Source organism: Streptomyces sp. CG 926 (assembly GCF_003148825.1).
In the GTDB taxonomy this organism is placed as follows: domain Bacteria; phylum Actinomycetota; class Actinomycetes; order Streptomycetales; family Streptomycetaceae; genus Streptomyces.
In genome coordinates this window covers 226,668-252,005 of the sequence record NZ_QGGZ01000010.1, presented here as the reverse complement: position 1 = coordinate 252,005, position 25,338 = coordinate 226,668, and the positions used below count along the sequence as shown (strand labels likewise).

General features: G+C 73.0%; 28 protein-coding genes and 1 pseudogene. 16 read left to right on the top strand and 13 right to left on the bottom strand.

The annotated features are described in order from the left end of the window. Nucleotides 1-4: 4 nt before the first annotated feature. Nucleotides 5-1,483, bottom strand: a complete 1,479-nt coding sequence (locus BCL76_RS26385) for a DEAD/DEAH box helicase (RefSeq protein ID WP_109781872.1) — start codon at nucleotides 1,481-1,483, stop codon at nucleotides 5-7. Nucleotides 1,484-1,556: 73 nt separating this feature from the next. Beyond that, nucleotides 1,557-2,051: a MarR family winged helix-turn-helix transcriptional regulator gene (locus BCL76_RS26380; protein ID WP_030758504.1), complete on the bottom strand. Its 495-nt coding sequence runs from the start codon at nucleotides 2,049-2,051 to the stop codon at nucleotides 1,557-1,559. Nucleotides 2,052-2,158: 107 nt separating this feature from the next. On the opposite strand from BCL76_RS26380, the gene BCL76_RS26375 reads away from it, so the two are divergent. Together BCL76_RS26375 and BCL76_RS26370 are read left to right on the top strand one after the other, a co-directional pair. Next, the gene (locus tag BCL76_RS26375) at nucleotides 2,159-2,527 is read left to right on the top strand and encodes an HGxxPAAW family protein (protein ID WP_109781870.1); all 369 of its coding nucleotides are present in this window, start codon (nucleotides 2,159-2,161) and stop codon (nucleotides 2,525-2,527) included. 205 nt (nucleotides 2,528-2,732) lie between these two features. Beyond that, nucleotides 2,733-2,939 (top strand): cold-shock protein, encoded by a 207-nt coding sequence (locus BCL76_RS26370; protein WP_030758508.1) that lies wholly within the window; start codon nucleotides 2,733-2,735, stop codon nucleotides 2,937-2,939. Between the two features lie 78 nt (nucleotides 2,940-3,017). Here BCL76_RS26370 and BCL76_RS26365 read toward each other — a convergent pair whose 3' ends face one another. Further along, the gene (locus tag BCL76_RS26365; RefSeq protein ID WP_109781869.1) at nucleotides 3,018-3,665 is read right to left on the bottom strand and encodes a TetR/AcrR family transcriptional regulator; all 648 of its coding nucleotides are present in this window, start codon (nucleotides 3,663-3,665) and stop codon (nucleotides 3,018-3,020) included. Further along, nucleotides 3,662-4,015, bottom strand: a complete 354-nt coding sequence (locus tag BCL76_RS26360; protein WP_109781868.1) for a DUF1304 domain-containing protein — start codon at nucleotides 4,013-4,015, stop codon at nucleotides 3,662-3,664. Before BCL76_RS26360 ends, BCL76_RS26365 begins: the two co-directional genes overlap by 4 nt. 113 nt (nucleotides 4,016-4,128) lie before the next feature. Here BCL76_RS26360 and BCL76_RS26355 point away from each other — a divergent pair, with 113 nt between their 5' ends. After that, entirely contained in the window at nucleotides 4,129-5,148 is a 1,020-nt protein-coding gene (locus BCL76_RS26355) for a BtrH N-terminal domain-containing protein (protein WP_109781867.1), read from the top strand. 18 nt (nucleotides 5,149-5,166) lie between these two features. On the opposite strand, the gene BCL76_RS26350 is transcribed toward BCL76_RS26355, so the two are convergent. Further along, nucleotides 5,167-5,505: a thioredoxin family protein gene (locus tag BCL76_RS26350; protein WP_109781866.1), complete on the bottom strand. Its 339-nt coding sequence runs from the start codon at nucleotides 5,503-5,505 to the stop codon at nucleotides 5,167-5,169. Nucleotides 5,506-5,623: 118 nt separating this feature from the next. Here BCL76_RS26350 and BCL76_RS26345 point away from each other — a divergent pair, with 118 nt between their 5' ends. Continuing rightward, a complete protein-coding gene (locus BCL76_RS26345; protein WP_109781865.1) occupies nucleotides 5,624-5,893 on the top strand; it encodes a hypothetical protein in 270 nt (89 codons plus the stop codon). A gap of 22 nt (nucleotides 5,894-5,915) precedes the next feature. On the opposite strand, the gene BCL76_RS26340 is transcribed toward BCL76_RS26345, so the two are convergent. Further along, on the bottom strand, nucleotides 5,916-6,281 hold the full coding sequence (locus BCL76_RS26340) for a DoxX family protein (RefSeq protein WP_109781864.1): 366 nt from the start codon (nucleotides 6,279-6,281) through the stop codon (nucleotides 5,916-5,918). 290 nt (nucleotides 6,282-6,571) lie between these two features. Here BCL76_RS26340 and BCL76_RS26335 point away from each other — a divergent pair, with 290 nt between their 5' ends. Together BCL76_RS26335 and BCL76_RS26330 are read left to right on the top strand one after the other, a co-directional pair. Further along, nucleotides 6,572-6,931, top strand: coding sequence for a YciI family protein (locus BCL76_RS26335; protein WP_109781863.1), 360 nt, complete (start codon nucleotides 6,572-6,574; stop codon nucleotides 6,929-6,931). Nucleotides 6,932-6,998: 67 nt separating this feature from the next. Then, on the top strand, nucleotides 6,999-8,219 hold the full coding sequence (locus tag BCL76_RS26330; RefSeq protein ID WP_109781862.1) for an RNA polymerase sigma factor: 1,221 nt from the start codon (nucleotides 6,999-7,001) through the stop codon (nucleotides 8,217-8,219). A gap of 77 nt (nucleotides 8,220-8,296) precedes the next feature. Here the strand turns inward: BCL76_RS26330 and BCL76_RS26325 are convergent, their stop codons facing one another. Further along, nucleotides 8,297-9,775: a condensation domain-containing protein gene (locus BCL76_RS26325; RefSeq protein WP_109781861.1), complete on the bottom strand. Its 1,479-nt coding sequence runs from the start codon at nucleotides 9,773-9,775 to the stop codon at nucleotides 8,297-8,299. A 215-nt stretch (nucleotides 9,776-9,990) separates the two neighbouring features. Between BCL76_RS26325 and BCL76_RS39970 the strand changes: the two are divergent. Then, nucleotides 9,991-10,152, top strand: a pseudogene (locus BCL76_RS39970) (response regulator transcription factor); the annotation flags it as partial. Nucleotides 10,153-10,217: 65 nt separating this feature from the next. Here the strand turns inward: BCL76_RS39970 and BCL76_RS26315 are convergent. Further along, nucleotides 10,218-11,555 (bottom strand): hypothetical protein, encoded by a 1,338-nt coding sequence (locus tag BCL76_RS26315; protein ID WP_109781860.1) that lies wholly within the window; start codon nucleotides 11,553-11,555, stop codon nucleotides 10,218-10,220. After that, entirely contained in the window at nucleotides 11,552-12,475 is a 924-nt protein-coding gene (locus BCL76_RS26310) for a LysR family transcriptional regulator (protein WP_109781859.1), read from the bottom strand. Before BCL76_RS26310 ends, BCL76_RS26315 begins: the two co-directional genes overlap by 4 nt. A gap of 71 nt (nucleotides 12,476-12,546) precedes the next feature. Between BCL76_RS26310 and BCL76_RS26305 the strand changes: the two genes are divergently transcribed. Further along, a complete protein-coding gene (locus tag BCL76_RS26305; RefSeq protein ID WP_109781858.1) occupies nucleotides 12,547-13,545 on the top strand; it encodes an NAD-dependent epimerase/dehydratase family protein in 999 nt (332 codons plus the stop codon). A 5-nt stretch (nucleotides 13,546-13,550) separates the two neighbouring features. Here the strand turns inward: BCL76_RS26305 and BCL76_RS26300 are convergent, their stop codons facing one another. Beyond that, complete coding sequence (locus BCL76_RS26300; RefSeq protein WP_109782007.1) at nucleotides 13,551-14,309, bottom strand: GntR family transcriptional regulator; 759 nt, start codon at nucleotides 14,307-14,309, stop codon at nucleotides 13,551-13,553. Nucleotides 14,310-14,512: 203 nt separating this feature from the next. Between BCL76_RS26300 and BCL76_RS26295 the strand changes: the two genes are divergently transcribed. From BCL76_RS26295 to BCL76_RS26275, 5 genes are read left to right on the top strand one after another with little or no spacing between them, the layout of a single operon-like run. Then, entirely contained in the window at nucleotides 14,513-15,676 is a 1,164-nt protein-coding gene (locus BCL76_RS26295; protein ID WP_109781857.1) for an ABC transporter substrate-binding protein, read from the top strand. Further along, nucleotides 15,676-16,566 carry an ABC transporter permease gene (locus BCL76_RS26290; protein WP_109781856.1) on the top strand — a complete coding sequence of 297 codons (891 nt, stop codon included), beginning with the start codon at nucleotides 15,676-15,678 and terminating at the stop codon, nucleotides 16,564-16,566. The genes BCL76_RS26295 and BCL76_RS26290 overlap by 1 nt, the downstream gene beginning before the upstream one ends. After that, nucleotides 16,554-17,486 (top strand): ABC transporter permease, encoded by a 933-nt coding sequence (locus BCL76_RS26285; protein ID WP_258309912.1) that lies wholly within the window; start codon nucleotides 16,554-16,556, stop codon nucleotides 17,484-17,486. The genes BCL76_RS26290 and BCL76_RS26285 overlap by 13 nt, the downstream gene beginning before the upstream one ends. 4 nt (nucleotides 17,487-17,490) lie before the next feature. Beyond that, nucleotides 17,491-18,594, top strand: coding sequence for an ABC transporter ATP-binding protein (locus BCL76_RS26280; RefSeq protein WP_258309911.1), 1,104 nt, complete (start codon nucleotides 17,491-17,493; stop codon nucleotides 18,592-18,594). After that, on the top strand, nucleotides 18,591-19,250 hold the full coding sequence (locus BCL76_RS26275; protein ID WP_258309910.1) for an HAD family hydrolase: 660 nt from the start codon (nucleotides 18,591-18,593) through the stop codon (nucleotides 19,248-19,250). Before BCL76_RS26280 ends, BCL76_RS26275 begins: the two co-directional genes overlap by 4 nt. 36 nt (nucleotides 19,251-19,286) lie before the next feature. Here the strand turns inward: BCL76_RS26275 and BCL76_RS26270 are convergent, their stop codons facing one another. Continuing rightward, nucleotides 19,287-19,796 (bottom strand): hypothetical protein, encoded by a 510-nt coding sequence (locus BCL76_RS26270; RefSeq protein ID WP_109781855.1) that lies wholly within the window; start codon nucleotides 19,794-19,796, stop codon nucleotides 19,287-19,289. Between the two features lie 86 nt (nucleotides 19,797-19,882). Between BCL76_RS26270 and BCL76_RS26265 the strand changes: the two genes are divergently transcribed. Both BCL76_RS26265 and BCL76_RS26260 read left to right on the top strand, forming a co-directional pair. After that, entirely contained in the window at nucleotides 19,883-20,986 is a 1,104-nt protein-coding gene (locus BCL76_RS26265) for a DUF2330 domain-containing protein (RefSeq protein WP_109781854.1), read from the top strand. A gap of 92 nt (nucleotides 20,987-21,078) precedes the next feature. After that, nucleotides 21,079-22,524: an amidase gene (locus tag BCL76_RS26260; protein ID WP_258309909.1), complete on the top strand. Its 1,446-nt coding sequence runs from the start codon at nucleotides 21,079-21,081 to the stop codon at nucleotides 22,522-22,524. Nucleotides 22,525-22,613: 89 nt separating this feature from the next. Here the strand turns inward: BCL76_RS26260 and BCL76_RS26255 are convergent, their stop codons facing one another. Next, nucleotides 22,614-22,985 (bottom strand): VOC family protein, encoded by a 372-nt coding sequence (locus BCL76_RS26255; protein WP_109781852.1) that lies wholly within the window; start codon nucleotides 22,983-22,985, stop codon nucleotides 22,614-22,616. Nucleotides 22,986-23,090: 105 nt separating this feature from the next. Here BCL76_RS26255 and BCL76_RS26250 point away from each other — a divergent pair, with 105 nt between their 5' ends. Then, nucleotides 23,091-23,609 carry a proline dehydrogenase gene (locus BCL76_RS26250; protein ID WP_109781851.1) on the top strand — a complete coding sequence of 173 codons (519 nt, stop codon included), beginning with the start codon at nucleotides 23,091-23,093 and terminating at the stop codon, nucleotides 23,607-23,609. 37 nt (nucleotides 23,610-23,646) lie between these two features. Here the strand turns inward: BCL76_RS26250 and BCL76_RS26245 are convergent, their stop codons facing one another. Next, complete coding sequence (locus tag BCL76_RS26245; RefSeq protein ID WP_109781850.1) at nucleotides 23,647-25,266, bottom strand: carboxylesterase/lipase family protein; 1,620 nt, start codon at nucleotides 25,264-25,266, stop codon at nucleotides 23,647-23,649. Nucleotides 25,267-25,338 lie beyond the last annotated feature (72 nt).

Sequence of the window (25,338 nt, the reverse complement as noted above, 5' to 3'; positions counted from 1 at the left end):
CGGGTCAGACGCCCCGGCGTACCCGGGCCGCGCGGCGGGCCTCGGCCTGCTGACGGGCCTCGATCGTCTTGCGGGACTCCTTGCCCCGGCCCGGGCGGGTACCCATGCCGCGGAAGGCCAGGTCCGAGCCCGAGGGCTTGCCCTTGGCGTCGGTCGGAGCGGAACCCGCCAGCGGGACCCCGGAAGGGGCCTTGGCGCCGGTGATGCGGGTCAGTGCCTCCTCGCCGGACCGCACCTGCGTGATCGTCGGCCGGATCCGGGCGTCGGCGAGCAGCCGGACCATGTCCCGACGCTGGTTCGGGGTGACGAGGGTGACGACCCGGCCGGACTCGCCGGCCCGGGCGGTGCGGCCGCCCCGGTGCAGATAGTCCTTGTGGTCGGCGGGCGGGTCCACGTTGACCACGAGGTCGAGGTCGTCGATGTGGATGCCGCGCGCCGCGACGTTCGTCGCGACCAGGACGCTGACGGCCCCGGTCTTGAACTGGGCCAGGGTCCGGGTGCGCTGCGGCTGGGACTTGCCGCTGTGCAGGCCCTCCGCCCGTACGCCCATGGCCCGCAGGTGCTTCACGAACTGGTCGACCCCGTGCTTGGTGTCGAGGAACATCAGCACCCGGTTGTCCCGGGCCGCGATCTCGGTCGCCGCCGAGACCTTGTCGGCCGCGTGGATGTGCAGCACGTGGTGGTCCATCGTGGACACCGCGCCCGCCTGCGGGTCCACGGAGTGCGAGACCGGGTCCTTGAGGTACTTGCGGACGAGCTGGTCGACATTGCGGTCCAGGGTCGCCGAGAACAGCATCCGCTGTCCCGCGTGGTGCACCTGGTCCAGGATCTCGGTGACCTGCGGCATGAAGCCCATGTCGCACATCTGGTCGGCCTCGTCGAGCACGGTGATCTTCACGCGCTCCAGGTGCACGTCCCGCCGCCCCACCAGGTCGCTGAGCCGCCCGGGGGTGGCCACCACGACCTCGGCGCCGGTGCGCAGGGAACTCACCTGGCGGCCGATGGACAGCCCGCCGACCACGGTGGCCATCCGCAGCTTCAGGGCCGCGGCGTACGGTTCCAGCGCCTCGGTCACCTGCTGCGCCAGCTCGCGCGTCGGTACGAGGACCAACGCCAGCGGGCGCTTCGGGTCCGCCTGCTGCCCCGCTGTACGGGCCAGCAGCGCCAGGCCGAAGGCGAGGGTCTTGCCCGAGCCGGTACGGCCGCGGCCGAGGACGTCCCGCCCGGCCAGCGCGTTCGGGAGCGTCGCGGCCTGGATCGGGAACGGCTCCGTCACGGCCAGCGAGGCCATGGTCTCCACCAGCTCAAGGGGCAGGTCGAGCTCGGCGAAGGACTGCACCGGCGCGAGCGCCGGTTCCTTCGGCGCGTGCATCGTGAACTCACCCTGCGGGCCGAGGGTCCGGGCGGCCTTGGCGGGAGTGCGGGCACCGGCCTTGGCACCGCCCTTCACACCGAAGCGCCCATGAGCTGACGGGTTCCTCATGCAGGACCTTTCGAAGCAGAGAGAAGGAGGGGGGAGAGAACAGATGGTCAACCGCCCATGGTACCAGCGGGCGCTAAACCTCCTCGGCTGTCAGTTCCCCCGACCGCAGCTGCGCGCAGTGCGCGCGGATCTCGACCGCGGCGCGGCCGAACCAGTCGGCGATCACGGCGATCTCGTCGGGGGTGTAGTCGGCGAAGAGAGTGGCCAGCCGGTCGTACATCGGCTGGTAGACGGCGATGACCCGCGCGGCGGCCGCAGGGTCGGCCACCACCCGGACCCGGCGCCGGTCGGCCGGGTCGGGGACGCGTCGCGCGTATCCGGCACGTTCGAGGCGGTTGAGCACCCCGGTGACGGCTCCGGTGGTCAGGTCGAGGAGTCCGGCGAGGTCACCGGCGGCGAGCGGGGTCTCGCCGGCTCCCAGGATGTGGCCCAGGCAGGTCAGGTCGGTGACGTTCAGCCCGAGCAGCTGCGCCACCTCCTGCTGGCCGACGATGCCCAGGGCGACGTACTGGTCCATGCGTGAAATCGCCTCGCCGGCCGTGGCCGGGGGGCGGGTCTTGCCCTGCACCCACATTCTCCTTAGTGTCTAAGTTACTTAGTTAGTGAGATGCTTACCTTGCGAAATAAGCTTCCCGACTTTCGAGCGTACTGCTGTCGGTCCGACCAGGGAGAACCATGAGCGCGCACGGCCACGTAGACCTCGGCCACACGGTGGCCGGCTGGACCGGGACGGCCCTGGCCCTGCTGGGCTTCGCGGGGGCGGGCGGCGCCGTGTGCGCGGCCTGGATCCCCGGGATCTGGCTCGGGCTCGGCGTCGTCGCCGTGGCCGGGATCGTCACCTGGCTGCTGCACCTCGCCGGGTGGGGCAAGCCGAGCGGACCCCGGCCGGAGGCGGACTGGGACTGGCGCGTCCGGGACACCGGCGCCCACGCGGGGCATGCCGACTGCCTGGGCTGCCGCGTCGGCGGGCCGCGGCGGGCACGCGCGGCGGCCCCTCGGCCCCGACCCGCCGCGTCGCTGCCCGTCGCGGACGGCGGTGCGTGAGCGCGAGGGCGTAAGCCCCCCGAAAGGCCTTCCGAAGGGCTTCGGATCGGGTCGCTCCCCCTTTTCGCGGACAAGGCGGTCGGAAGTTCGAATCCGCGCCTTGCTCCGGTTGGCCGCGTTCAGCGTGTGCTCCGGGGGACCGTTGGGCAGGATCGAGACGGCCGCGTGTGCGGCCCGCAGTGGAACGTTGTGAAGGATCAGCCAGATGGCAACAGGCATCGTGAAGTGGTTCAACTCGGAGAAGGGGTTCGGCTTCATCCAGCAGGACGACGGCGGCCCCGACGTGTTCGTGCACTTCTCCGCGATCGAGACCACCGGGTTCAAGTCGCTGGAGGAGAACGCCCGCGTCGAGTACGACGTCTCCCAGGGCCCCAAGGGTCCGCAGGCTGAGCGGGTGGTTCCCCTCAGGTAGTCCACTTCACGAGCCGAGCCCGTGACGCGAAGCCCCGCCGGTCCGCCCGGCGGGGCTTCGTGCGTTGCGGGCGGCCCGCTACCGGGGCCGGGTCGGATCCGGTCCGCCGACGGGGCCGATCGCGCGGTGCAGGGCCATCAGCAGCCGCCACAGGTGGTCCGCCAAGGCCTCCGGATCCGCCCGGATGTCCTCGTGCAGCCAGTCCGCGAGGACACCGGTGAACGCGGCCGCGACCGCCGACCCGACCAGCTCGGGGTGCGGGGCGCCCACCGCCGCCCGCTCCGCCACGGCCCGGGCGCGCAGTTCCCGGTGCAGGCGCCTGCCGAGCGGGCCGTCGCCCCCCGGGAGGAGCAGGGTCCGGTACAGCGGCGCCCGGTCGGCCGCCTCCGCCAGGAAGGCGGCCAGCGCGGCGGGGGGACGGGCCGGGGGGAGCGGGGACGGGCCGGTCTGCCAGGCGTGCAGGGCGTCGACCGCCGCGTGCACCACGTCCGCGCACGCGTCCACGGCGAGCGCGGTGAGGTCCTCGTAGTGCAGGTAGAAGGTGGCGCGGCCGACGCCGGCCCGGCGGACCACGGCCGAGACGCTGACCTCGGCGAGCGGCCGGTCGGCGCACTCGGCCAGCAGGCTCGTCCGCAGCCGCCCCTTCGTCCGGGCCGTACGAGGGTCCTGCGCGCGCGGGTCCTTCGTACGCGGATCCTCCGGCGTACGCGGATCCTCCGGGCTCACGCGGCCAGCAGCGCCGCGCCGAGGGCGAGGGCGCCGGGCAGGGCCTGGGCCACCAGGATCCGGCGGTTGGCGGTGGCCGCCCCGTAGACACCGGCGACGATCACGCAGACGAGGAAGAAGATCTGGGTGGCGAGCGAGTCGATGACGAGCGACCAGACCAGGCCGGCGGCGAGGAAGCCGTTGTAGAGGCCCTGGTTCGCGGCGAGCGGTGCGGTGAGGCGGGCGGTGTCCGCGTCGAAGCCGGACAGCGCCCGCCCCGGGGGCCGCTGCCACAGGAACATCTCCAGAACCATGAAGTACACGTGTAGCGCGGCCACGAGGCCGATCAGGATCTGAGCGACCGTGTGCATGGCCGCCTCCACTTCTCGGGGTCGGTGAACGGGGTGGTGTGCAGGGGTGTCGGTATTTCCTGGACAACCGTACAGGAAGTCCGGCTGTCGGACCTCGCGGCTACGCCGGCCCGATGACCGAGCAGGCACCCCTGCCGCAGCCCACCGGGCTCCTCTACGAGAACTTCGGCACCGGGCGGCACCGTGAGAGCTCCCTCGTCCGGCACGCGCTCGGCAGCGTGCATGCGGAAGAACTGGTCGCGGGCCTCGCGGGCGGGATCGGGTTCATGTACTTCGTCTTCGAGTACGCCGGGCACCCGCCCCTGCTGACGATCGTGGCGCAGGCCCACCCCGACCCCTGGGTGGAAGCCGCCCTCGACCGGCTCGGCGTCCCCTACGAGGTCACCCACAGCTCCCGGCCCCGCTGGGACCGTGTGCGATTCGCCCTCGACGCCGGCCGGCCGGTGTTCTGCGCCGTCGACCGGTCCCGGCTGCCGTGGCACGGCGGGATCCCGGACGAGATGGTCGGAGCCGAGCCGTACACCGTGGTCCTCGCCGGGTACGAGGGCGATGTCCTGTACGTCGAGGACGGGGCATCCGCCCCGCACCGGATCGCGGAGCGGGAGTTCGGCGAGGCCTGGACCGGCCACCGCAAGGGCCGTCACCGGATGCTCGTACCCACCGGCCCCGCCGTCGGCGCCCCCGACATCGACGGGGCCGTGGCCGCCACCGCCGCCCGTCTCACCGGGCCCGTGCTGGGCAACAGGTTCGACGTCAACTTCGGCTTCTCGGGCATGGAGAAGCTCGCGGCCCAGCTGCGCGACGTCCGTACCAGGACCGGCTGGGAGCGCCGCTTCGGCTCCCCGGAGGCCTTCTTCGCCGGGACCCGGCGGCTTCATACCTGCCTGGAGGTGGAATGGACCGCGCCCGGCGCCACCCGCCCGCTCTACGCGGACTTCCTCGACCTGGCGGGACGGCCGGAGGCGGCCGCCCTGTTCCGCGACTCGGCCGGCAACTGGAGCAGGCTCGCGGAACTGGCGCGCGCGGCCGCCCCGGACACGGACGCCCCCGGCCGGCGCGCCCTCTTCGACGAGCTCGCCGCCCTGGTGGACGGCTCCCTCGCCCTGGAGCGCAGGGCCGTCGCCCTGCTCTGAACCCGAGCCCCAGGGCTCTCAGAGGTGGGCGTCCAGGAACACGCGGAACTCCTCGCGCGTCATCGGCCCCGCCTGACTCGCGACCGCCTCGCCGTCCTTGATGAGTACGGCGGTCGGTGCGCCCGTCACCCCGTAACGCCTGGTCGGCTCGGGGCAGCGGGTCATGTCGGTGCGGACGGCGGTGAACCGTGTGCCGTACTCCTCGGTCAGCTCCCCGACGACGGCGTCCATCGCGCGGCACGCCTCGACGGCCTTGGGCCAGGTGCCGCAGAAGTACGCGAGAACGGGTCCGGTCGTCATCGAGAGGATGAAGTCGAACTCCTGGTTCTCCAGTGGCTGGTGCACCCGACGTGCCATACGTGTCGCTCCTCGCTCGTGCGCCTCCCCGGATCGGGAGGGCGGCCCCCATCATCGCCGCCGCACCGGCCCGCGGCCGCCGGGTCCGTTGTCAGTGGTGACTGTGAAGCTGAGCGGTATGGACGACAGGATGCTTCGGCGCCGGGTCTACGGCGCCGACCACGAGGACCCCGACCCCGGGCCGCGACCCGGACACACCTACGGCGAGCTGGTCGGCGGGCCGCTGGACGGGCTCCTCCTGGACATCACCGGCTGGAGCGCGCCCCAGCTCGCGGACGAGGCCAGGCTCCCGACGGAGATAGGGCGCTACGGAGCGGGCGGCCGCGCCCACTACCGCCGCCGCGCGGGGGACCCGGACCACTGGGACTGGACGGGAGACAGCCGCTGACGCCAGGACCCGCCCCGGCGGCTCAGGCGTCCCGGCCCACCTTGCGGGCCCAGAGCACCAGCGGCACCTGCAAGGGCAGTCGGCCGAGCGTCACGGCCCGGGTACGGGGGGAGCCGTGGCGCGCGTCGACGGCCATCTTCACGTTCGCCGGGAACACGCCGACGAAGAAGGCCGCCGTGGCCAGCGCGGCCACCCGGCGGGTGCGCGGATGGGCGACCCCGACGGCGAGGGCCAGTTCGGCCGCCCCGCTGGCGTACGTCCAGCCGCGCGGGCTGCCCGGCAGCGAACGGGGCACGGTCGCGTCGAACTTCCTCGGAGCGGCCGCGTGGGCGACCGCCGCCGTGGCCAGCAGGCCGGCCAGCAGGAGGGGGGAGGAGACGCGTGGCATCGGGGGTCCTCTCGAAGGGGTCCGGAGCCGTGATCCTACTCGTGAGTAGTCGAGCGTCGTCGACGGACCGAACCCGGCGCGGGCCCGCCGCGGAATGCCGGTCCGGCCGCCCGGACGCCCTGGTCCGGGCCCTCGGGCGGCGCCGGACCTACGGCCGGACGGGGGCCCGCGGTGGCCGCTCCGGAAAAAACTTCGAAGAATTTCCCGGAGGCTGTCGATCCGGGCGTCTCCCGTTCGACGCAGGGGTGAGAGGCGGGGAGAGACCCCGCCCTCCCGACCGAGGAGTCACCATGCCGCGCTTCCTGACGATGATCCGCATCAACGAGCAGGACCTGCCCGCCGACACCGCCTTCCCGCCCGAGTTCGAGCAGCGCATGGGCGCCCTCCTGGAGGAGATCACCAAGGCCGGCGTCATGCTCGACACCGCCGGACTGCTCCCCACCTCCGAGGCCACCCGCCTCAGCTGGTCCGGCGGGAAGATCAGCTACACCGACGGCCCCTTCACCGAGACCAAGGAGGTCGTCGGCGGCTACTCCCTCAGCCAGTGCAAGGACAAGGCCGAGGCCATCGAGTGGACCCGCCGCTTCCTCGAGATCCACCCGGTGGAGTGGCAGATCAGCGCCGAGGTCCGGGAGATCCAGGAGATGTGATCCCGCACGCCCGCGCCGCATTTGCCCTGCCTCGTCACGGCTGCTCTGATGGGTGGCCGTGACGGCAGTGAGTGCGGCCCAAGCGGTCGAAGCGGTGTTCAGGATCGAGTCCGCGCGGATCATCGCCTCGGTCGCCCGCGTCGTGCGGGACGTGGGCATCGCCGAGGAGATCGCCCAGGACGCCCTCGTCGCGGCCCTGGAGCAGTGGCCGAAGGCGGGGGTCCCGGACCGGCCCGGCGCCTGGCTCATGACCACCGCCAAACACCGCGCGATCGACCTCGTCCGCCGCAAGGAGACCTACGCGCGCAAGCTCGCCGAGGTCGGCCGGAGCCTGGAGGACGTGCCGGCGCCCGCCGAGCCGGCCGACCCCGAGGACATCGACGACGACCTGCTGCGCCTGATCTTCACCTCCTGTCACCCCGTCCTCGCCACCGAGGCCCGGATCGCGCTCACCCTGCGCCTGATGGGTGGCCTCACCACCCAGGAGATCGCCCGCGCCTTCCTCGCCTCCGAGGCCACGGTCGCGCAGCGCATCGTCCGGGCGAAGCGGGCCCTGGCCAAGGCGGGGGTGCCCTTCGAGGTTCCGTACGGCGCCGACCGCGACGCACGGCTCTCCTCGGTCCTGGAGGTCATCTACCTCGTCTTCAACGAGGGCTACTCGGCCACCGCCGGCGACGACCTCGTCCGGCCCGCCCTGTGCGAGGACGCGCTGCGACTGGCCCGCGTGCTGGCCGCCCTGATGCCCGAGGAGCCGGAGGTGCACGGCCTGGCCGCGCTGCTGGAGTTCCAGGCCTCCCGGATCGCCACCCGCACCGGCCCCGACGGGGAGCCGGTGCTGCTCGCCGACCAGAACCGGTCCCGATGGAACCGCATGCTCATCCACCGGGGCGCCCGGGCCCTGGGCCGGGCCGGCAGCGGCCCGTACTCCGTCCAGGCCGCGATCGCCGGCTGCCACGCGGCGGCGGTCCGCTACGAGGACACGGACTGGCCGCGGATCGCCGTACTGTACGGACGGCTCGCCCAGCTGGTCCCCTCCCCGGTGGTGGAACTCAACCGGGCGGTGGCCGTCTCGATGGCCGACGGCCCGGCGGCGGCCCTGCCGCTGGTCGACGCCCTGGCCGGGGAACCGGCCCTGCGCGCCTACCACTTGCTGCCGAGCGTACGGGGAGACCTGCTGGCACGGCTGGGCCGCACCGAGGAGGCCCGAGCGGAGTTCGAGCGGGCCGCCTCCCTCACGCAGAACGCGCGGGAACGCACCCTGCTCCTGGGCCGCGCGGCCCGCCTCTGAGCGTCGCCGCGGCCGGAGGGCCGCCGGTTCGTCCCCGCGAGAGGCGGCCCGACCGGTGTGAACCCCGGGGCCGCGGCTCAGCCGCGGCGGGCGAACGCGGCCACGTCCAGCGGGGTCCGTACGGGGCGCCGAGGTGCGGTCAGCGCGATGGGCCTGCGGAATCCGCCGGACCGGGAGATCTCCTGCACGGTGAGGCGCAGCGCCTCCTGGAAGTCGCCCATGGTCCGGCGGGCCGCCGGGGTGTCGACGTAGAGGGAGTTCATGTGCAGCCCCTCCGTGTCCCGCTGGAACCACGAACAGGCCCCGTTGGCGCGCGCCGACCACACATGGGTGGTCGGCCGCCAGTCGTCGTGGCGCTCTGCCCCGGGGCACTTGCGCATGTCGATGTACGAGAAGAAGTTCACCGGGTGCGGCCAGGAGCGGGCGGCGAACTCCTCGGGCGCCAGCAACTCCCAGGCCCGCACGAACGGCACGTCGAGATGGCGCATCATCTCGCCGAAGCCGGCCCGGACCGAGGCCATGACCTGGGCGAAGTCCCGGCCCGGAGAGGCGTCGAACTCGATGGGCAGGGTGTTGACGAACCAGCCCACCGAGTGCGCCCAGGTGTCCCGGCCGCGCTCACTGACCGGCATGAGGCCGCGGTAGACGCCCGGGCCGCCGGCCTCGCGCAGACAGACGGCGACCGACGCGAGCACTCCCATGAACGGCTTGCCGTCGACCGCCAGACACGTCTTCTCGAACACCTCGGCCTCCGCGGCGTCCAGGAGGGTGGAGGCCTCGTTGACGATCGGGTACATCCGGCCCGGCTCGACACCCAGGTCGAGGGGGAACCGCGGGAAGAACTCGCCGGCTTCCCCCATGAACGCCTTCCAGTAGTCCAGACGTTCGTCGCCGGCGTCGATGGACAGGTAGCGCCGGCGCTGCTCCTCGGCGAAGTCGAGATAGCTGGGGGCGGGCGGCAGTTCCACGCTCTCGCCGCGGCACAGGGCCTCGTAGCCGGTCGACACCTCGCGGGCCACGATCGGCATCGACATGCCGTCGCAGACGATGTGGTCGAAGGCGAGGTAGACCGTCGCGGAGTCCTCGCGCTCCACCGCGCCCATGATGAACAGCGGCCAGGAGAGCGTGTCGATGCTCCGCTTGAACCGCTCGACGAGGAACTCGCGCAGCAGGTCGGAGGTTTCGAAGGCGCCCACCTGCTGGGGTTCGAGGGTCAGTGCGGCCGGGTCGAAGGGCTCGCAGGCCACCTCGCCCGCCAGCCGGCGGAACGCACACCGTAGGACCTCGTGCCGCTGCACGAAGGAGAGCAGGGACTGCGCCAGCGCCTGCTCGTCCAGCGGGCCGGCCACTTCGAAGGTCACCGCGACCCAGGACGCGACCGGGTCGTCGGCGGCCCTGCTCTCCTCGGCGACGGTGAAGTGCTTGTCCTGGTTGAAGGACGCCTTCCTGCCCACCGGGTCACCCGTGTCGGCGGCCTCCGCCGCCGTGGACCTGAGCCGCCACTCGACCACCCGACCGGGTGCCATGTGGTGCATCTCCAGAGGAAACTGCCGCATTCCGTCATCCCTTCGCCCCCGAGTCAACCCCCAGGCCCTAACGACCCCCGGCCCGGGGAAGTGACGAATTCACTCGGGCCGGTCCGGGCGCGGGGCGTCGGCGGGAGTTCACCGGGGATTCAGGCGGGCGGCTTCCGGCGCACGCGGCCCTACCCGGCGTGCAGGGCCGACGCGATCGTCATGCGGGCCGCCCGCGCAGGCGGCGAGGGCGGCACGGGCTCTCCGACGCCGAACCGGAGCGGGAGCTGACCCTGAGCTAGGCCACGGTGAAGACCCATGTGGCCCGCATCTTCGCGAAGTTGTCGCTGCGCGACCGGGCCCAGGCCGTGGTCCTCGCCGACGAGACGGGCCTGGTGACGCCCGGCTCCGGCTCCGGCCCCGTCACCGCTTCGCGTGCGGAACTCCCCCCCGGCGCCTGCGGGGTGACGCGGTCGGCGGACCGTCAGGGCACCAGCTCGACCATCACGGCGCGGGGCAGCGAGGGGTTGCCCGCCGCTTCCTCCGCCACCCGTCGATTCTCGTCGGTGAGCAGACCGGTGATGACCTCGGGCGGCAGCGCCGGGTGGGCGGCGGCCAGCGGTCGGGCCGTCCGGTCCGGCAGGCAGGCGAGCAGGGCTGGGCCCGTCGCGTGGGGGTGCTTGGCGACTTCCTTGAGCGCCCTGCGCACGCCCGGCCGATGCAGCGCCACGAACTCCAGCAGGGCACCGGAGGCATCCGGGTTGGCGGCCACCCGGGAGAGGACCTGCACGCCGTGCCGCGCGACCATGGCGCGCAGCAGCTCCTCGGACAGCCCGGGGTGCGGGGCGACGGCCCGGACCACCGAGGCGTCCGGATCGACCGCCAGCGCGTCACGCAGCTCCGCGGGCAGATCGCGCCGCTGCGCAACGAGCATCCGTACGGCCGCGTGGCGGGAGCCGGCGAGCTCGGCGAGTTCGGCGGGCGTGGCGGCGGAGATCCGTGGCAGCGGATTCCACGCCGCCCGGTCGTCGACGACGAGTTCCGCCAGCAGGTCGAGCGGTGCGTGCGGATGTTCCGCGACGGCGCGCCGTACCTGGATCTCCGGATCGGCGGCCAGTACGCGGATCAGCTCCTGGCCGATCCCGGGGTTGCGGGCGTACGCGGCCCGGACCCCGTCGTTCGGGTCGACGGCCAGTCGGGCGTAGAGCGCCTGTGACAGATCGGTGCGCTCGGACAGTGCCCATTGCAGCGGCAGTTCGGGGTCCTCGGCCAGAGCGAGGACGGCTTCGAGCGGGGTGGTGGGATTGAACGCCACCGCGATGCGGACCTCGGGGTCCGGGTGGCGAGCGAGGCGGGCGGTCACGGGCGATTCCGTCCAGAGGGCCACTTCCTTCACGACCTCCACATCCGGATCGGCGGCGAGCAGGTCCACGACGTCCTGCGGGAGGCCGGGGCAGGAGGCCAGCTTCCAGCGGATCTCGGAGTCCGGGTGCGTCGCGAGGAAGCGGGCCCATTCGGGGCGCCCGCGGCGCTCGTCGAGGAGGGCGACGGCGGCGTTCGGAGCGGACCTGGGATCCACATCGGCGGCGTCGAGTATGCCGCCGTAGGCAAGATACCGGGCCATGGTGTCGGAATGCGCGGTGAGTTCGAGCATCTGGTCGTGGCGCAGATCGGCACGGTCGCCCAGGTTGTGGAGCAGGTCGTCGGCGAACCTCGACTCGGGATCGGCCTCCACCTCCTTCAGGGCGAGCGCCAGCAGTCGGTCGACGAGCTCGGGCGGCAGTGCCGGATTCGCGGCGAGTCCGCACAGGAGGTGGTTCAAGGGCGCTCTCCGGTCGGTGTGTGTGCCGTGGTGGCGGCAGCGGTCAGGGCGGCGGTCAACGCCTGCGCGTAGGGCTGCGGGCGCCGCCGCCGGGGGCGGATGATCCCGAAGTGCCGTGCGGGACACGGTGATTCGATGCGGATCACGGACAACTCGGCGGTCGGAGCGAGCGAGACGTGCGGGATCAGCGAGACCCCGACGCCTGCCGCGACCAGGGTCTGCGCGAAGAAGTAGTCGGTGGTGGAGGCCGCCACCCGGAGGTCGATGCCGGCGAGCTCCGCGTATCGGCGCAGGAAGGCCTCGGTCCTGAGGCAGCCCAGCACCCAGCGCTCGGTGCCCAGTTCGGCCAGGCCCACCGAGGTCCGGTCCGCGAGGCGGTGGTCGCGTGGCAGCACCAGCCACAGCGGATCGTCCATCAGCGGAACCCAGTCGAGCCCCGGACGCTCACCCGGGCGTACGGGCGGCGGCCCGTCGAAGTGGTAGGCCAGCGCGAGATCGGCCGCGCCGCCGCGCACCATCGCCGCCGCGTCCTCGGGCTCGCTCTCCCGCACGGTGAGCTCCACCTCGGGATGCTCCGCCACGAACCGGGACAGCGCCGCGGGCAGCAGGTGCCGGCCTCCGCTGGTGAAGGTGGCGACGGTGAGGCGCGGCCGCTCGGCCGTGAGCCGGTCGATCGCGTGGCGGACCTGGTCGAGCTCGGCGGCGATCGATTCGGCGGCTTCCACGAGCAGTCGGCCGGGTTCGGTGAGGGTGACCCCGCGCGTGCTGCGCACCGCCACCGGGTGGCCGACCGTACGCTCCAGCGCCGCGATGTGCTGCGAGACGGCCGACGGGGTCAACAGCAGGGCTCCGGCGGCTCGGTTGAAGCTTCCGTGCTCGGCCACGGCCCGAAGGACGCGCAGCCGCTGAACGTCGATCATCAGTTTTCCTTACGATGCGTTCAGCAGCTGGTCCGTTCCGCTGGGGACGATACAACGGCAGAGTCGAACCCATGAAGCGAATTCTCGTCGTCGGCGGCAGCCGGTACTTCGGAAAGTCCCTGGTCACGCGGGCACGCGACGCGGGCCACGAGGTCACCGTCCTCAACCGGGGCTCCGGGGCGCCACCGCCCGGTGTCGGCCGTCTCGTCGCCGACCGCGACGACGAGGAAGCGCTGCGGGCGGCGCTCGGCCCGCGCGACTTCGACGTGGTCGTGGACCAGGTCTGCTACACACCGCTCCAGGCGGCCGTCGCCCGAAGGGTGTTCGCCGGGCGGACCGGGCGCTACGTCATGACCTCGACGATGGAGGTCTACGACCCGGCCACGCTCCCCGCCGGTCCCGTGGACCGCGCACCCGTCGCCGCCCCCGCACCCGTACCCGCACCCGTACCCGCACCCGCACCCGTCACCGCACCCGTACCCGTCACCGAGGCTTCGCTCGACCCCGCCCGGCTGCCGCTCGCGGGCGCGGCGGGCCGTCCGCCCGGGGATCGGTCCGCCTACGTCTACGCCGAGGGGAAGCGGCAGGCCGAGGCCGTCTTCCTGCGCGACCCGGCCTTCCCCTACGTGAGCGTGCGCGCCGCGCACGTGCTCGGCGGCGGTGCGGCGGAGTTCACCGGGCGGCTCGCGCACTACGTTCGGCGGATCGCCGCCGGGACCCCCGTCGACGTCCACGAAGCCCCGTACGCCACCTCGTTCATCCATCACCAGGAGATGGCCGCATTTCTGCACTGGGCTGCGGAACAGTCCTTCACCGGGCCCGTCAACGCGGCCTCGCACGGCGCGCTCGACGTGACCGCGCTCTGCGAGGCGGTCGCGGCGCAGGTCGGGCACGGCCCGCTGTACCGGGTGGTGGGGGAGGGCGCCGAGGCCTCGCCCTTCTCCTTCGACCGCGCCTACGCGATGGACAACGGCCGTGCCTCGGCCCTGGGCTTCGGCTTCGGCCACGTCGCCGACTGGCTGCCCGGCGCGATCGCCGAGACCTCGCGCACGGCCGGACCGAGGGGCTGACCTGCTCACTGGTCTCCGACGCGCCGCTCCAAAGGAGTTGCTACCGACGAGTTGCTCACACTGAAGGTCACACTGCCGGCCCGGTAGCGATCGTCGGACCACTCGATCGGGCGGCCGGTGGCCGACCGGGAGACGTGCCGTTGGCGCAGCAGCGGGCTGCCGCGCCGGATCCGGAGCAGCCGGGCGTCCTCACTGCCGGCCGGAAGCGCGTCGATGAGGTGCTCGCCGTAGTGGGCGGTGGCCCCCGAATCCTCGGCCAGGCTGTCCATGACGGAGCGGCAGTCCACCGGCAGCGCCTCGACGGCCGCCGCGACCCAGTCGGCGTAGGCGGTCCGCTCGACCATGGTGGGTTCCCCGTCGAGCAGTCGCAGTCGTAGCACGGCCAGGATCTCGGTACCCGGGGCCAGCGCGAGCCGGTCCGACTCCTCGGCCGTGGCGGGCCTGCGGGTGCGGGACAGGAAGCGGCCGGCGGCCTTGTGCCCGAGCCCCTCGGCCCACTGCGCGAAGCTGTTCAGCTCACCGAAGCTGTGCCGGCGCTCGCGGCGCAGGACGATGCGCCGCGCCCCTTGGCGGGAGCCGATCAGCCCCTCCGCGGCGAGGGTGGCCACCGCCTGGCGGACCGTCCCGCGCGACGCGGACCAGCGCGTGGCCAGGTCGCTCTCCGACGGCAGGTGCGCCCCCACCGCGAGCTCGCCCGAGAGGATCGCCCGCCGCAGTGCCTCGGCGATCTCCAGGTACCTGGCCGTGCCCGCGTCCTTACTCATGCCCTTCGCCCCCTGATCGCCGTGCACCGGTCTCCCATGATCATTCCAACAGGTTCTGTCACGGCTTCTTCCGGTCATTCTTCTCTCTTCCTCGACTCGTGCTCCCGGGGACAGGCGCCGTTCACCGTCCGTACAGCGGGCCCGGGCGAACTGGAGCCAACTTGTTCAGACAAGTGAACCCACCCTCGTCTCCGGGAGAGACCGTGCTCAGTTCCTCCGCCCGTCGCGGTGCGGCCGTTCTGCTCAGCGCCGCCGTACTCACCACGCTCAGCGCGTGTGGTGCCGCCCCCGACCCGAAGTCCGGCGGCGCCGACGGCGCCAAGAACGGCGTGCAGCCGGGCGCCGCGACCTCGGTCGCCGACTTCGGCTCCTTGGAGGCCCTCGCCGCCGCCGCGCAGAAGGAGGGCGAGCTCAATGTGATCGCGCTGCCGCCGGACTGGGCGAACTACGGCGAGATCATCAAGGCCTTCGAGGCCAAGTACAAGATCAAGGTCAACAGCGAGAACCCGGACGCCTCCAGCTCAGACGAGATCGCCGCCGTCAAGTCCCGCAAGGGCCAGAAGCGCGCCCCCGACGTCCTCGACCTCGGGATCGCCTTCGCCCGCAGCGGCGCGGCCGAGAACCTCTTCGCCCCGTACAAGGTCACCGCCTGGGACAAGATCCCCGCCGCCCAGAAGGACGCCGACGGCCGCTGGACCAACGACTACGGCGGCTACGTCTCCATCGGCTGCGACGCCGCCCGCATCCCCACCTGCCCGCAGACCTTCGCCGACCTCCTCAAGCCCGAGTACAAGGGCAAGGTCGCCCTCAACGGCAACCCCACCAAGTCCGGCTCGGCCTTCGGCGGCGTCTACGCGGCCGCCCTCGCCAACAAGGGCTCCTTCGCCGACATCCAGCCCGGCATCGACTTCTTCGGACAGCTGAAGAAGAGCGGCAACTTCATCCCCGTCGAGTCCACCCCGGCCACCGTCGAGAAGGGCGAGACGCCCATCTCGATCGACTGGGACTACCTGAACGCCGGCTACGCCGACCAGTTCAAGGGCAAGGGCGTCGACTGGAAGGTCGCCGTCCCCACCGACGGCGTCTACGCCCAGTACTACTCGCAGGCCATCAACAAGGAGGCCCCGAACCCGGCCGCCGCCCGCCTGTGGCTGGAGTTCCTCTACAGCGCCGAGGGCCAGAACCTGTGGCTCAAGGGGTACGCCCGCCCGGTCCTGCTCCCCGGCATGACCCAGGACGGCACCGCCGAGGCGGCCGCCGTCGCCAAGCTCCCGCAGGTGCAGGGCACCCCCGCCTTCCCCGCCTCCGAGGAACTCGACAAGGCCAAGGCCACCCTCGCCGAGAAGTGGGACAAGGCCCTCTCCTGATGTCCTCCACCACCACCCCCCGCGCCGCCGACGGCACCCGCCGCCGGCGGCGCGGCCCGCGCACCTGGCTCGCGACCCTCCCACTGCTCACCTTCACCGGGCTGTGCTTCGGCATCCCGCTCGGCGCCATGGCCCACGGCGCGGTCACCCGCACCGACCCGGCGAACGGCGCCACCCGGGTGACCGGTGAGCACCTCGCCCGCTCCCTCCAGGGCCCCTACCTCGGCTCCCTCATCGGCAGCGTCCAGCTCTCCGCCCTCACCGCACTCGTCGGCGGCGTCCTGGGCGTGGTGATCGCCCAGGCCGTGGTCACCTCCCGCTCGGCGGGCCTGCGCAGCGCCGCGCTGACCGCCTCCGGGGTGCTCGCCAACTTCGGCGGCGTACCGCTGGCCTTCGCCTTCATCGCCACCGTCGGGATCTCCGGCGTCGTCACCCAGCTCGCCGACCTCACCGACCTCGGCTGGAACCTGTACTCCTTCACCGGTCTCACCGTGGTCTACCTGTACTTCCTGATCCCCCTGATGGTGCTGGTGATCGCCCCGGCGCTGGACGGACTGCGCCCGCAATGGCGCGAGGCCGCCCAGAACAGCGGAGCCACCGGCCGGCAGTTCTGGCGCCACGTCGGGCTGCCCGTGCTCGCGCCCTCCCTGCTCGGCGGGTTCGTGCTGCTCTTCGGGACCGCCTTCGCCGCCCACGCCACGGCCGCGGCCCTCGTCGGAGGTTCCGTCCCGCTGGTCACGCTCAAGATCGCGGACGCGCTGTCCGGGAACGTGCTCACCGGCCAGGAGAACGTGGCGCTCGCCCTCGGCCTCGACATGATCCTGATCGCCGGCCTGGTCATGGCCGTCTACCTGCCCCTCCAGCGACGGAGCGCCCGATGGCTGCGATGACCCCGACCACCCGGTACCCCGACAGCGCCCCGGACACCCGGGCATCGGAGACCGGAGCCCCCACGCGGACACCGGCCCGCCGGCCCCGCCCCAGGATCTGGCGCGGAGCCGTCCTCGCCCTCGCCGGCGCCTACTTCCTGATCCCGCTCATCGCCTCCTTCGTCTTCACCGTGCACGTGCCCGGCCAGGGCATCACCTTCGAGGCGTACACCGAACTGCTCTCCGCCGACGGCTTCACCGAGAGCCTGCTGCTCTCCCTCGGCCTCGCCGCCGCGACCATCGCCCTGTCGCTGCTGCTCGCCGTGCCCGCGCTGGTCGCCGTACGCATCGGCTCCCCGCGACTGCGCCCGATCGTCGAGGTCGTGTGCATGCTGCCGCTGGTCGTGCCGCCGATCGCGTTGGTCACCGGCATCACCACCGTGCTGCGCTGGGGACCCGAACACCTGTCGCGGACCCCGCTCTACCAGACCTTCATCGCCGTCCAGAACGAGAAGTTCCCCGTCGTCCTGGTCCTCGCCTACACGGTCCTGGCACTGCCCTTCGTCCACCGCTCGCTCGACGCGGGCCTGCGCGCCGTCGACGTACCCACCCTCGTCGAGGCCGCCCGTAGCTGCGGCGCGAGCTGGCCCTACGTCGTCCTGCGCGTGCTGCTGCCGAACCTGCGGGCCTCCCTCGCCGGCGCCGCCTTCCTCACCCTGGCCCTGGTGCTCGGCGAGTTCACCATCGCCTCCCTCCTCGGGTTCCAGCCCTTCGCGGTGTGGATCGTCTCGATCTCCGGAGCCCAGGCCCGGATGTCGGTGGCCGTGTCCATCCTCAGCCTCCTGATCACCTGGCTGCTGCTGATCGCCCTCTCCCGGGCCGGGACCACCCCCTCCACCACCGCGGCCGCACCCGCCACCCCCTCCCGCAAGGAGTCCTGAGCGCATGTCCACCACGCCCACCACCCTGCCCGCGGCCAGGAAGCCGGCGGACCCCGCCCGGCCCGCGGGCGCGCGCGTCGAATTCCGAGGCCTGCGCAGGGCGTTCGGGTCCACCGTCGCCCTCGACGGACTCGACCTCACCGTCGAACCGGGTGAACTCCTCGCCCTGCTCGGCCCGTCCGGCTGCGGGAAGACCACCGCCCTGCGCGTCGTCGCCGGCTTCGAACAGCCCGACTCCGGCGAGGTCCTCGTCGACGGGGCGGACATCACCCGGGTCCCGGCCAACCGCCGCGACGCCGGCATGGTCTTCCAGTCGTACAGCCTCTTCCCGAACCTGAGCGCCCGCGACAACGTGGCCTTCGGCCTGCGCGTACGCAAGGTCGGCGCGGCCGAACGCCGTGAGCGCGCGGCCGAACTCCTCGACCTGGTGGGCCTGCCCGACCACGGCGATCGCTACCCGCACCAGATGTCCGGTGGCCAGCAGCAGCGCGTCGCCCTCGCCCGCGCCCTCGCCCTGCGCCCGCGCGTACTCCTCCTCGACGAGCCGCTCTCCGCGCTCGACGCCAAGGTACGGGCGAACCTGCGCGAAGAGATCCGTCGCCTGCAGCTCTCCCTCGGCATCACCACCGTCTTCGTCACCCACGACCAGGAGGAAGCCCTGTCGATGGCCGACCGGGTCGCCGTCCTGAACGCCGGCAAGCTGGAACAGTGCGCCGCCCCGGCCGAGCTGTACGACCGCCCGGCCACCCCCTTCGTCGCCGAGTTCGTCGGCACCATGAACCGGCTGCCGGGACGGCTCGCCGGATCCGGCCTCGTCGAGGTGGCGGGCGCGCGCCTGCCCGTCGACGGCCCGGTCCCCACGACGCCGGACGTACAGGTCCTCGTACGCCCCGAGAACGTCACCGTCACCGCCGACACCGAAGGCACGGCCACCGTGGTCTCCGCCGCCTTCTTCGGCTCCGTGACCCGACTCCACCTGGAACTGCCGGACGGCGTGGGTGTCAAGGCGGACCTGCCCTCGCGGGACGCCGGAGCCCTGGCGCCGGGCGCGCGCGCCACCGTCGGACTGACCGAGCGCCCCGTGCTCGTCGTGGCCGGGCCCGCGTGAGCACCCTCGCCGCGGTCCTCTTCGACATGGACGGCACCCTCGTCGACACCGAAGTGCTGTGGTGGCGCACCACCGAGGAGATAGCCGGCGGCCTCGGCCACCGGCTCACCGACGCGGACGCGCCGGAGGTCGTCGGCCGGGCGGTGGAGGACACCGCCGCCCACCTCGTACGGATCTCGGGAGGGGGAGACCCGTCCGAGGTCGCGGCCGCGCTCACCGAGAGCTTCTTCCGCCGGGTGGAGGCCGGAGCGCCGATGCGGCCCGGCGCCCAGCGGCTGCTGACCGCACTGGAGGCGGAGGGCGTGCCCTTCGCCCTGGTCAGCGCGTCACCGCGGGTCGTCGTCGACTCGGTGGTCGGGGGCTCCCTGGCTCATGTCCCCTTCGCCTTCACCCTGTCCGCCGACGACACCGCCCGCACCAAGCCGCACCCGGACCCCTACCGGGCGGCCGCCGGGCGCCTCGGCCTCGCCCCACGGTCCTGCGTCGCGGTGGAGGACTCGCCGGACGGCGCCGCCTCCGCGGAGGCGGCGGGCTGCGCGGTCCTGGTGGTCCCGTCCCTGCTGGCGGTACCGGCGTCGCCGCCGCGGACCTTCGCCGACTCCCTGGAGGACGTCACCGTGGCGGGGCTGCGGAGCTGCCTGCCGGCCGCGGGCTGACCCCCGAATCCGGGGTCGGGCCGTACCGGGCCGGATCTACGCGGGCAGGCCGAGGATGTCCAGGATGCCCTCGGCGTAGGCGGCGGTCTCGGAACCCGGGGCGGTGGCGACCTCACGTCGGAAGCCGTCCACACCCGTACGGATGAAGGCGGCGCACTGCCCGTACAGTCCGGCTTCGTGGGTGCCGCCGTCGTCCACCGAGCACAGCAGGGCGAGCAGGGTCCACAGCAGGGCCTCGCGGGTCGCCTGTCGGGGCGGGTGCGCGGCCCACACGGCCATCAGGACACCGCACACCGCCGGGGCGGGCGGCTTCAGGTTCTCCGCGAAGAAGACATGCCCCTCCAGCGCGCGGAACGCGGACGGATGCCCCTCGGCGGCATCCCGTACGCCGTCCATCAGATGGCCCGCCGAGCGGCCGCAGCCGCACTCGATGGACTCCCAGTCGTGCCGCGCGATCTCCACCGCCACGACGTCCGGAACCAGCGGGCTGCACAGCACCGCGGACCGGCGCAGCAGAGCCTGCTGCCGCTTCTCGCTCCCCGTCATGGGGCACAGTATGAGGCCAGGTCGAAGTGGTCGGTGAGGGGGGTCGGAACCGTACGGCGGGGGCCGCCGTCTGAGACCCCGTGTGGATGAAACGAAGAATTGTGGCACTGCTGTTCGCCCTGCTCGCGACCCAGCTGGGGGCCTTGGTCAACCCCGCCTACGCGTGCGGGTGCGGGGCCATGATCCCCGACGGGCAGTCCCGGATCGGAGTCGACCGGGAGACCTCCGTCGTCCGCTGGGACGGCCGTACGGAGCAGATCGTCATGCGCTTCTCCGTCGGCGGGGACGCCCACCGGGCCGCCTGGATCATGCCGGTACCGAGCCGGGCCACCGTGGAACTGGGCGACGGCACGATGTTCGACGAACTGGGCCGGCTCACCCGGCCCGAGCACAAGACCCGCGGCTACTTCTGGCCGCGGGAGCGCGACTGGCCCTTCTCCTCGAACACGGGGGACAGCGCCGGAGCCCCGATGCCCGGCGCCGCGGCCCCGCCGGTCGGCGTCGTGGGCCGCGAACAGCTCGGCGACTTCGACGTCGCCCGGCTCACCGCCACCGACCCGGACGCCCTGAAGAACTGGCTGGAGAGCAACGGCTTCAAGCTCCCCGACCGCCTCGCCACCGAGGTCAAGCCGTACGTGGACCAGAGCTGGGAGTACGTCGCCGTCCGGCTCGCCCCCCGCGACCAGGGCAAACCGCTGCGCGGCGACCTGGACCCGCTGCGGATCCGCTTCGACAGCGACCGACTGGTCTACCCGATGCGGCTCTCCCGGATGGCGAAGACCCCGCAGTCCCTCGGCCTGTACGTCCTCGCAGACCACCGGATGGAGCTCGCCTCCCCGATCGGCGGGTCCGCACCCGAGGTGACCTTCGCGGGGACCATCCACCCCGAGCGCGGCCCGCTCGCCGAACTGGCGGGTCCCGAGCCCGTCTTCCTCACCGCCATCGACCAGCGCTTCCCGGTACCGGGACGGATCGACGCCGACCACGAGCTGCGCGCCACCGCCGAGGACACCCCCTACCGTCGGGCGATCTACCACGACGAGCTGCTCACGGTGGGCGGGGTCCCGGTCTGGCTGCTGACGCTGGGGGCCGCCGTCGTGGCCCTGACCGCTTCGGCAGTCGCGGTGCTCCGTGTCCGCGGCCGTCGCCCGCGCGCGGCCGGCGCGGCAGGGCTGGAAGCTCATCGGTGACCAGGTCGATGTGAACCGGTACGGGGTTGACGCGCGGGCGCCTGGACACCAGCCTTGCACCGGAGTTACCGACAGGTAAGGGGATGAGGGTGGTGTCCGTGGAAGAAGACGGCGTACGGCGGCACGAACAGGACCGGGAAGACGCCGAGTTGATGTTCCAGGGGGTCGCGCGTCAGGCCGAGCTGGTCCGCACCGGCAAAACCACCTCACGCGCCCTCGTGGAGGCCGCGCTGCGCCGCATCGCGCGGACCGACGCCGTCCTCGGAGCCTTCCGCGTCGTCCTCGCCGAGCAGGCCCTCGCCGAGGCCGACGCCCGTGACGGGGCCGAGTCGACCGGTCCGCTCCACGGCGTCCCCGTCGCCGTCAAGGACGAGCTGGACGTCGCGGGTCAGGTCACCACCTTCGGCGGCTCCGCCAACCGGACCCCCGTAGCCGCCGATTCCGAAGCGGTACGCCGGCTGCGCGCCGCCGGAGCCGTCGTCATCGGCAAGACGACCATGCCCGAGTTCGGCCAGTGGCCCTTCACCGAATCCGCCGCCCACGGCCACACCCGCAACCCCTGGGACACCACCCGCACTCCCGGCGGCTCCAGCGGCGGCAGCGCCGCCGCCGTCGCGGCCGGGACGGTCGGAGCGGCCCTGGGCGGCGACGGCGGCGGCTCCATCCGGATCCCGGCAGCCTGCTGCGGCCTGTTCGGCCTCAAGCCCCAGCGCGGCCGGGTCTCCACCGCCCCCAACGCGCACCTCTGGTACGCGCTGGGCACCGTGGGGCCGCTGACCCGCAGCGTGGGCGATGCCGCACTGCTCTACGACGTTCTCGCCGGCACCACCCCCACCGACCGCTGGAGCGCCTCCCCCGCGACCACCGGTTGGGTGCGGGCCCTGGAGACCCCGCCCGGCCGACTGCGCATCGGCTACTCGGTCAAGCCCGCCGTGCCCGGGGTGCGCCCGCACCCGGAACACGTCGGGGCCGTACTGGAGTCAGTGCGGGCCCTGCGCGAACTGGGCCACGACGTACGGGAGGTCGACCCCCGCTACCCCGACGCGACGGCCCCGTTCGCCGCGCAGTTCTGCGGTGGAGTCCGCGCGGAGGCCGACGCCGTCGAGCGTCCTGACCTGCTGGAACGGCGCACCCGGCGCACCCTCGCGCTCGCCCGGCTGGTCCCCGAATCCGCCGTGGAGCGCGGGATCCGGGCGGGGGAGCGGCTGGCGGAGCGCGCCGACCGCATGTTCACCACCATGGACGTGTTGCTGACTCCGGTCGTCGCCGAGCGCCCCCGCCCGGTGGGCGCGCTGGACGGGGCCGGGCTGCTGACGGCGCTGGCGCGCTCGCGCCCGATGGTCGCCTACACCGCACTGTGGAACGTCACGGGGCACCCGGCCGCCTCGGTCCCGGCGGGCCTCGGCGAGGACGGTCTGCCGCTCGCCGTGCAGCTGGTGGGCCGCCGGGACGACGAGGTGACCCTGCTGCGGGTCGCGGCGCAGCTGGAGGAGGTCCGGCCCTGGGCGCAGCGACGCCCCCGGCCGCCGGCCGCCTGACCGACCGGAGGTCCCTGCCCGGATCCCGACCGGGCAGGGACACGGCATACGCGGCACGGGCGCGGGGGAACCGTTCACGCGTGACCGCGTCAGGCTCCCACGGGCGTGATCAGGCAGAAGGGATGACCGACGGGGTCCTCGTAGACGCGGTAACCGATCGGCTTGTCCGAACCGTCCAACAGCGTCGCACCGAGGGCGAGCACCTGAGCCTCGGCCGTATCGAGGTTCTCGACCATCACGTCGAGGTGCATCTGCTGAGGGCGGGTGGAATCCGTCCACCGCGGCGCGCGAAACTCGTCCACCCGCTGGAAGGCGACCACCGGGGTGCCCGCCGCGTTCTCGAGCACGAGGAATTCGCCGGTGTCCGCCCGCCGTGAGAGCGACAGCAGCTTCTCGTAGAAGCCGGCGAGCGCATCGGGGTCGGGGCAGTCGATGACGACGGTGCACAGGTGTCCGATCATCGGGCTCACTATGCCACTGGCCCACGAGCGGGCCGAACCGCAGTACCCAGCGCAAGGTTGCGAAGGCCGCGGTCATGAGGACGACGAGAACGGCAGACTGGGACCATGGACTCAGGACTTGCCGCGCTGCTGGGCGCCGCCGTCGGCTCTGCCACCACCCTCGGGGCCGCGATCGTGAACGGCCGTGCGCAAGCGCGGTCCCAGCACGCCCAATGGAGCCGCCAGAACCGCCGCGACGCATACGCCGGCTACCTCGACGCACTCCATGAACGCGACATAGCCATGGACGCCGTCCTCGACGCGCTGCGTCCGGACCGACCCGATCTGCCCGGCGTCGACGAGAGGATCGGCCGCTTCATCGCCCTGGCCCGCGAGGTCCACCGCGCCGGCGAAATCGTCATCCTCGAAGGGCCGGCATCCGTCGCGGAGGTCGCCGAGCGGGTCGCCCACGCCTCCAGCGATCTCTCACAGGTCATGCGACGGATGGCCGAGCACGCCCATGCGGGAGACACCACCCACAAGGCCGAGGACACCGCCCTCGCCGCCGAGCGGGAGCGAATCCTCTACCGAGCGGTGCAGGACTTCCGCCTCGCCGCCCGCAGTACGCTCGGCACTACCGACTGACCAGGCGCTTCGGCCATCCTCCGCTCTCGCACACGCCTCAGAGCGACCGGGGCGGCTGCGTGCGCCAGAACGCGCACTGGTGCTCCGACTCGAAGGAGGCCGTCGTCCGTGTCCCCGCCGGGTCGAGGGTGAGCACCGCACCGGCACCGGCTCCGACACCCGTCGGCGGCCACGCGGTCTGCCCCGGCACCACCGGGGCACCGAAGCGGGCGAACGCCGCCCAGTAGCGCTTCATCCGATTCCCGAGCGCGACCTGCGCCGGGTCCAGAGGACGCTCGCCCATCGTGAAGTCGTGCAGGTAGGCCAGCTCCGCACTGTGCGCGTTCGACTCGTCCAGGCCGGGCACCTGCGCCCCCGCGAGCGTCGGCGACCTCGGGTCGTCGAACTCGTAGACGTACGTCGGCACCTGGGACGCGAACGACTGCGCCGTCCACGCCGTATGGCACGCGAAGGTCGAGTCGGTCATGACCGCCGACAGCGCCAGGTACGGCGAACCGTACGTCGCCACCGGATAGCGCGCGAGCACCTCCGGCCCCGCCGCCCCGTGACCCGCCAGGATCTGCGCCGTGTACTGCTCGGCGGTCAGGTACGGCTGCGTCAGGGCGACGAAGAAGCGGGCCTCGGAGCGGGTGCTCCCGATCAGCACCGGCACCTTGTTCCACGCACCGCTCCCGATGGCCCGCGCGGGAGCGACCGGCAGCAGCCCGTCACCGGCGGCCGGACCCCGTGTGGGCAGCGTACGGGCCGCCGCGACCAACGCCGCTCCGGAGGCGGCACGTAGGCAGGTGGCCACCTCGGCGGACGAGGTGCAGCCCGCCGCCGTGGCGAAGGCCCGCGCCTGCCCCTCGGCGTCCGCACGGTCCGGCGTACCCAACAACGAGCACGGACCGCTCTGCAGTACGGCCCGGTGGAACAGGCCGGCGGCCGAGGGGGCGGCCAGCAACGCGCAGACGGAACCGCTGCCCGCCGACTGCCCGGAGATCGTGACGCTGCCCGGATTCCCGCCGAACGCGGCGATGTTCGCCCGGGTCCAGCGCAGCGCCTCGACCTGGTCCATCAGGCCGAAGGAGCCGGAGCGCAGGGAGTTCTCCCGGCCGAGCTTGGGCAACTGGAGATAACCGAGCTGTCCCAGGCGGTAGTTGATGCTGACCACCACGCTCTGGGTGAGGTCCGCCATGGTCCGCCCACCGAACTGGGTGCCCGTTCCCTGGCTGTACGCACCCCCGTGCATCCAGACGATCACCGGGAGCCGGGCTCCGGGGCGGGCGGTCCGGGGCCGGTAGACGTCGAGGTACAGGCAGTCCTCGCTCACGGCCGCCGGATCGCTCAGGCCGAAGGGGGAGAACTGCAGGCACGCGGGGGACTGCCGGGTGGCCTCCCGTACGCCGGTCCACCGGGGCGGTGGCGCGGGGGCCCGTAGCCGTGCGTCCCCGATCGGGGGAGCGGCGTAGGGGACGCCGAGGAACTCCTGAGCGCCGTCGCGGGACTGGCCGCGCAGGGCGCCCTGCGCGACGGCGACCACCGGGCGCGGTGATCCGCCGGACGGCGACGCCGACGACGCAGCCGCGGGTGGTACGGAGGCGAGCAGTGCCACCAGGGCGAGTGCCGTACCGAGCAGGGACCTTGCCGAGGGCAGCCGTTTTCCGGGCCTCTTCATCCGTCCTCCTGGAGTGTTGCCGGTGCGTGCCGATGTCGTGCGGGGGCGTGGGCAGGTAGGTCCGGCCGGGGC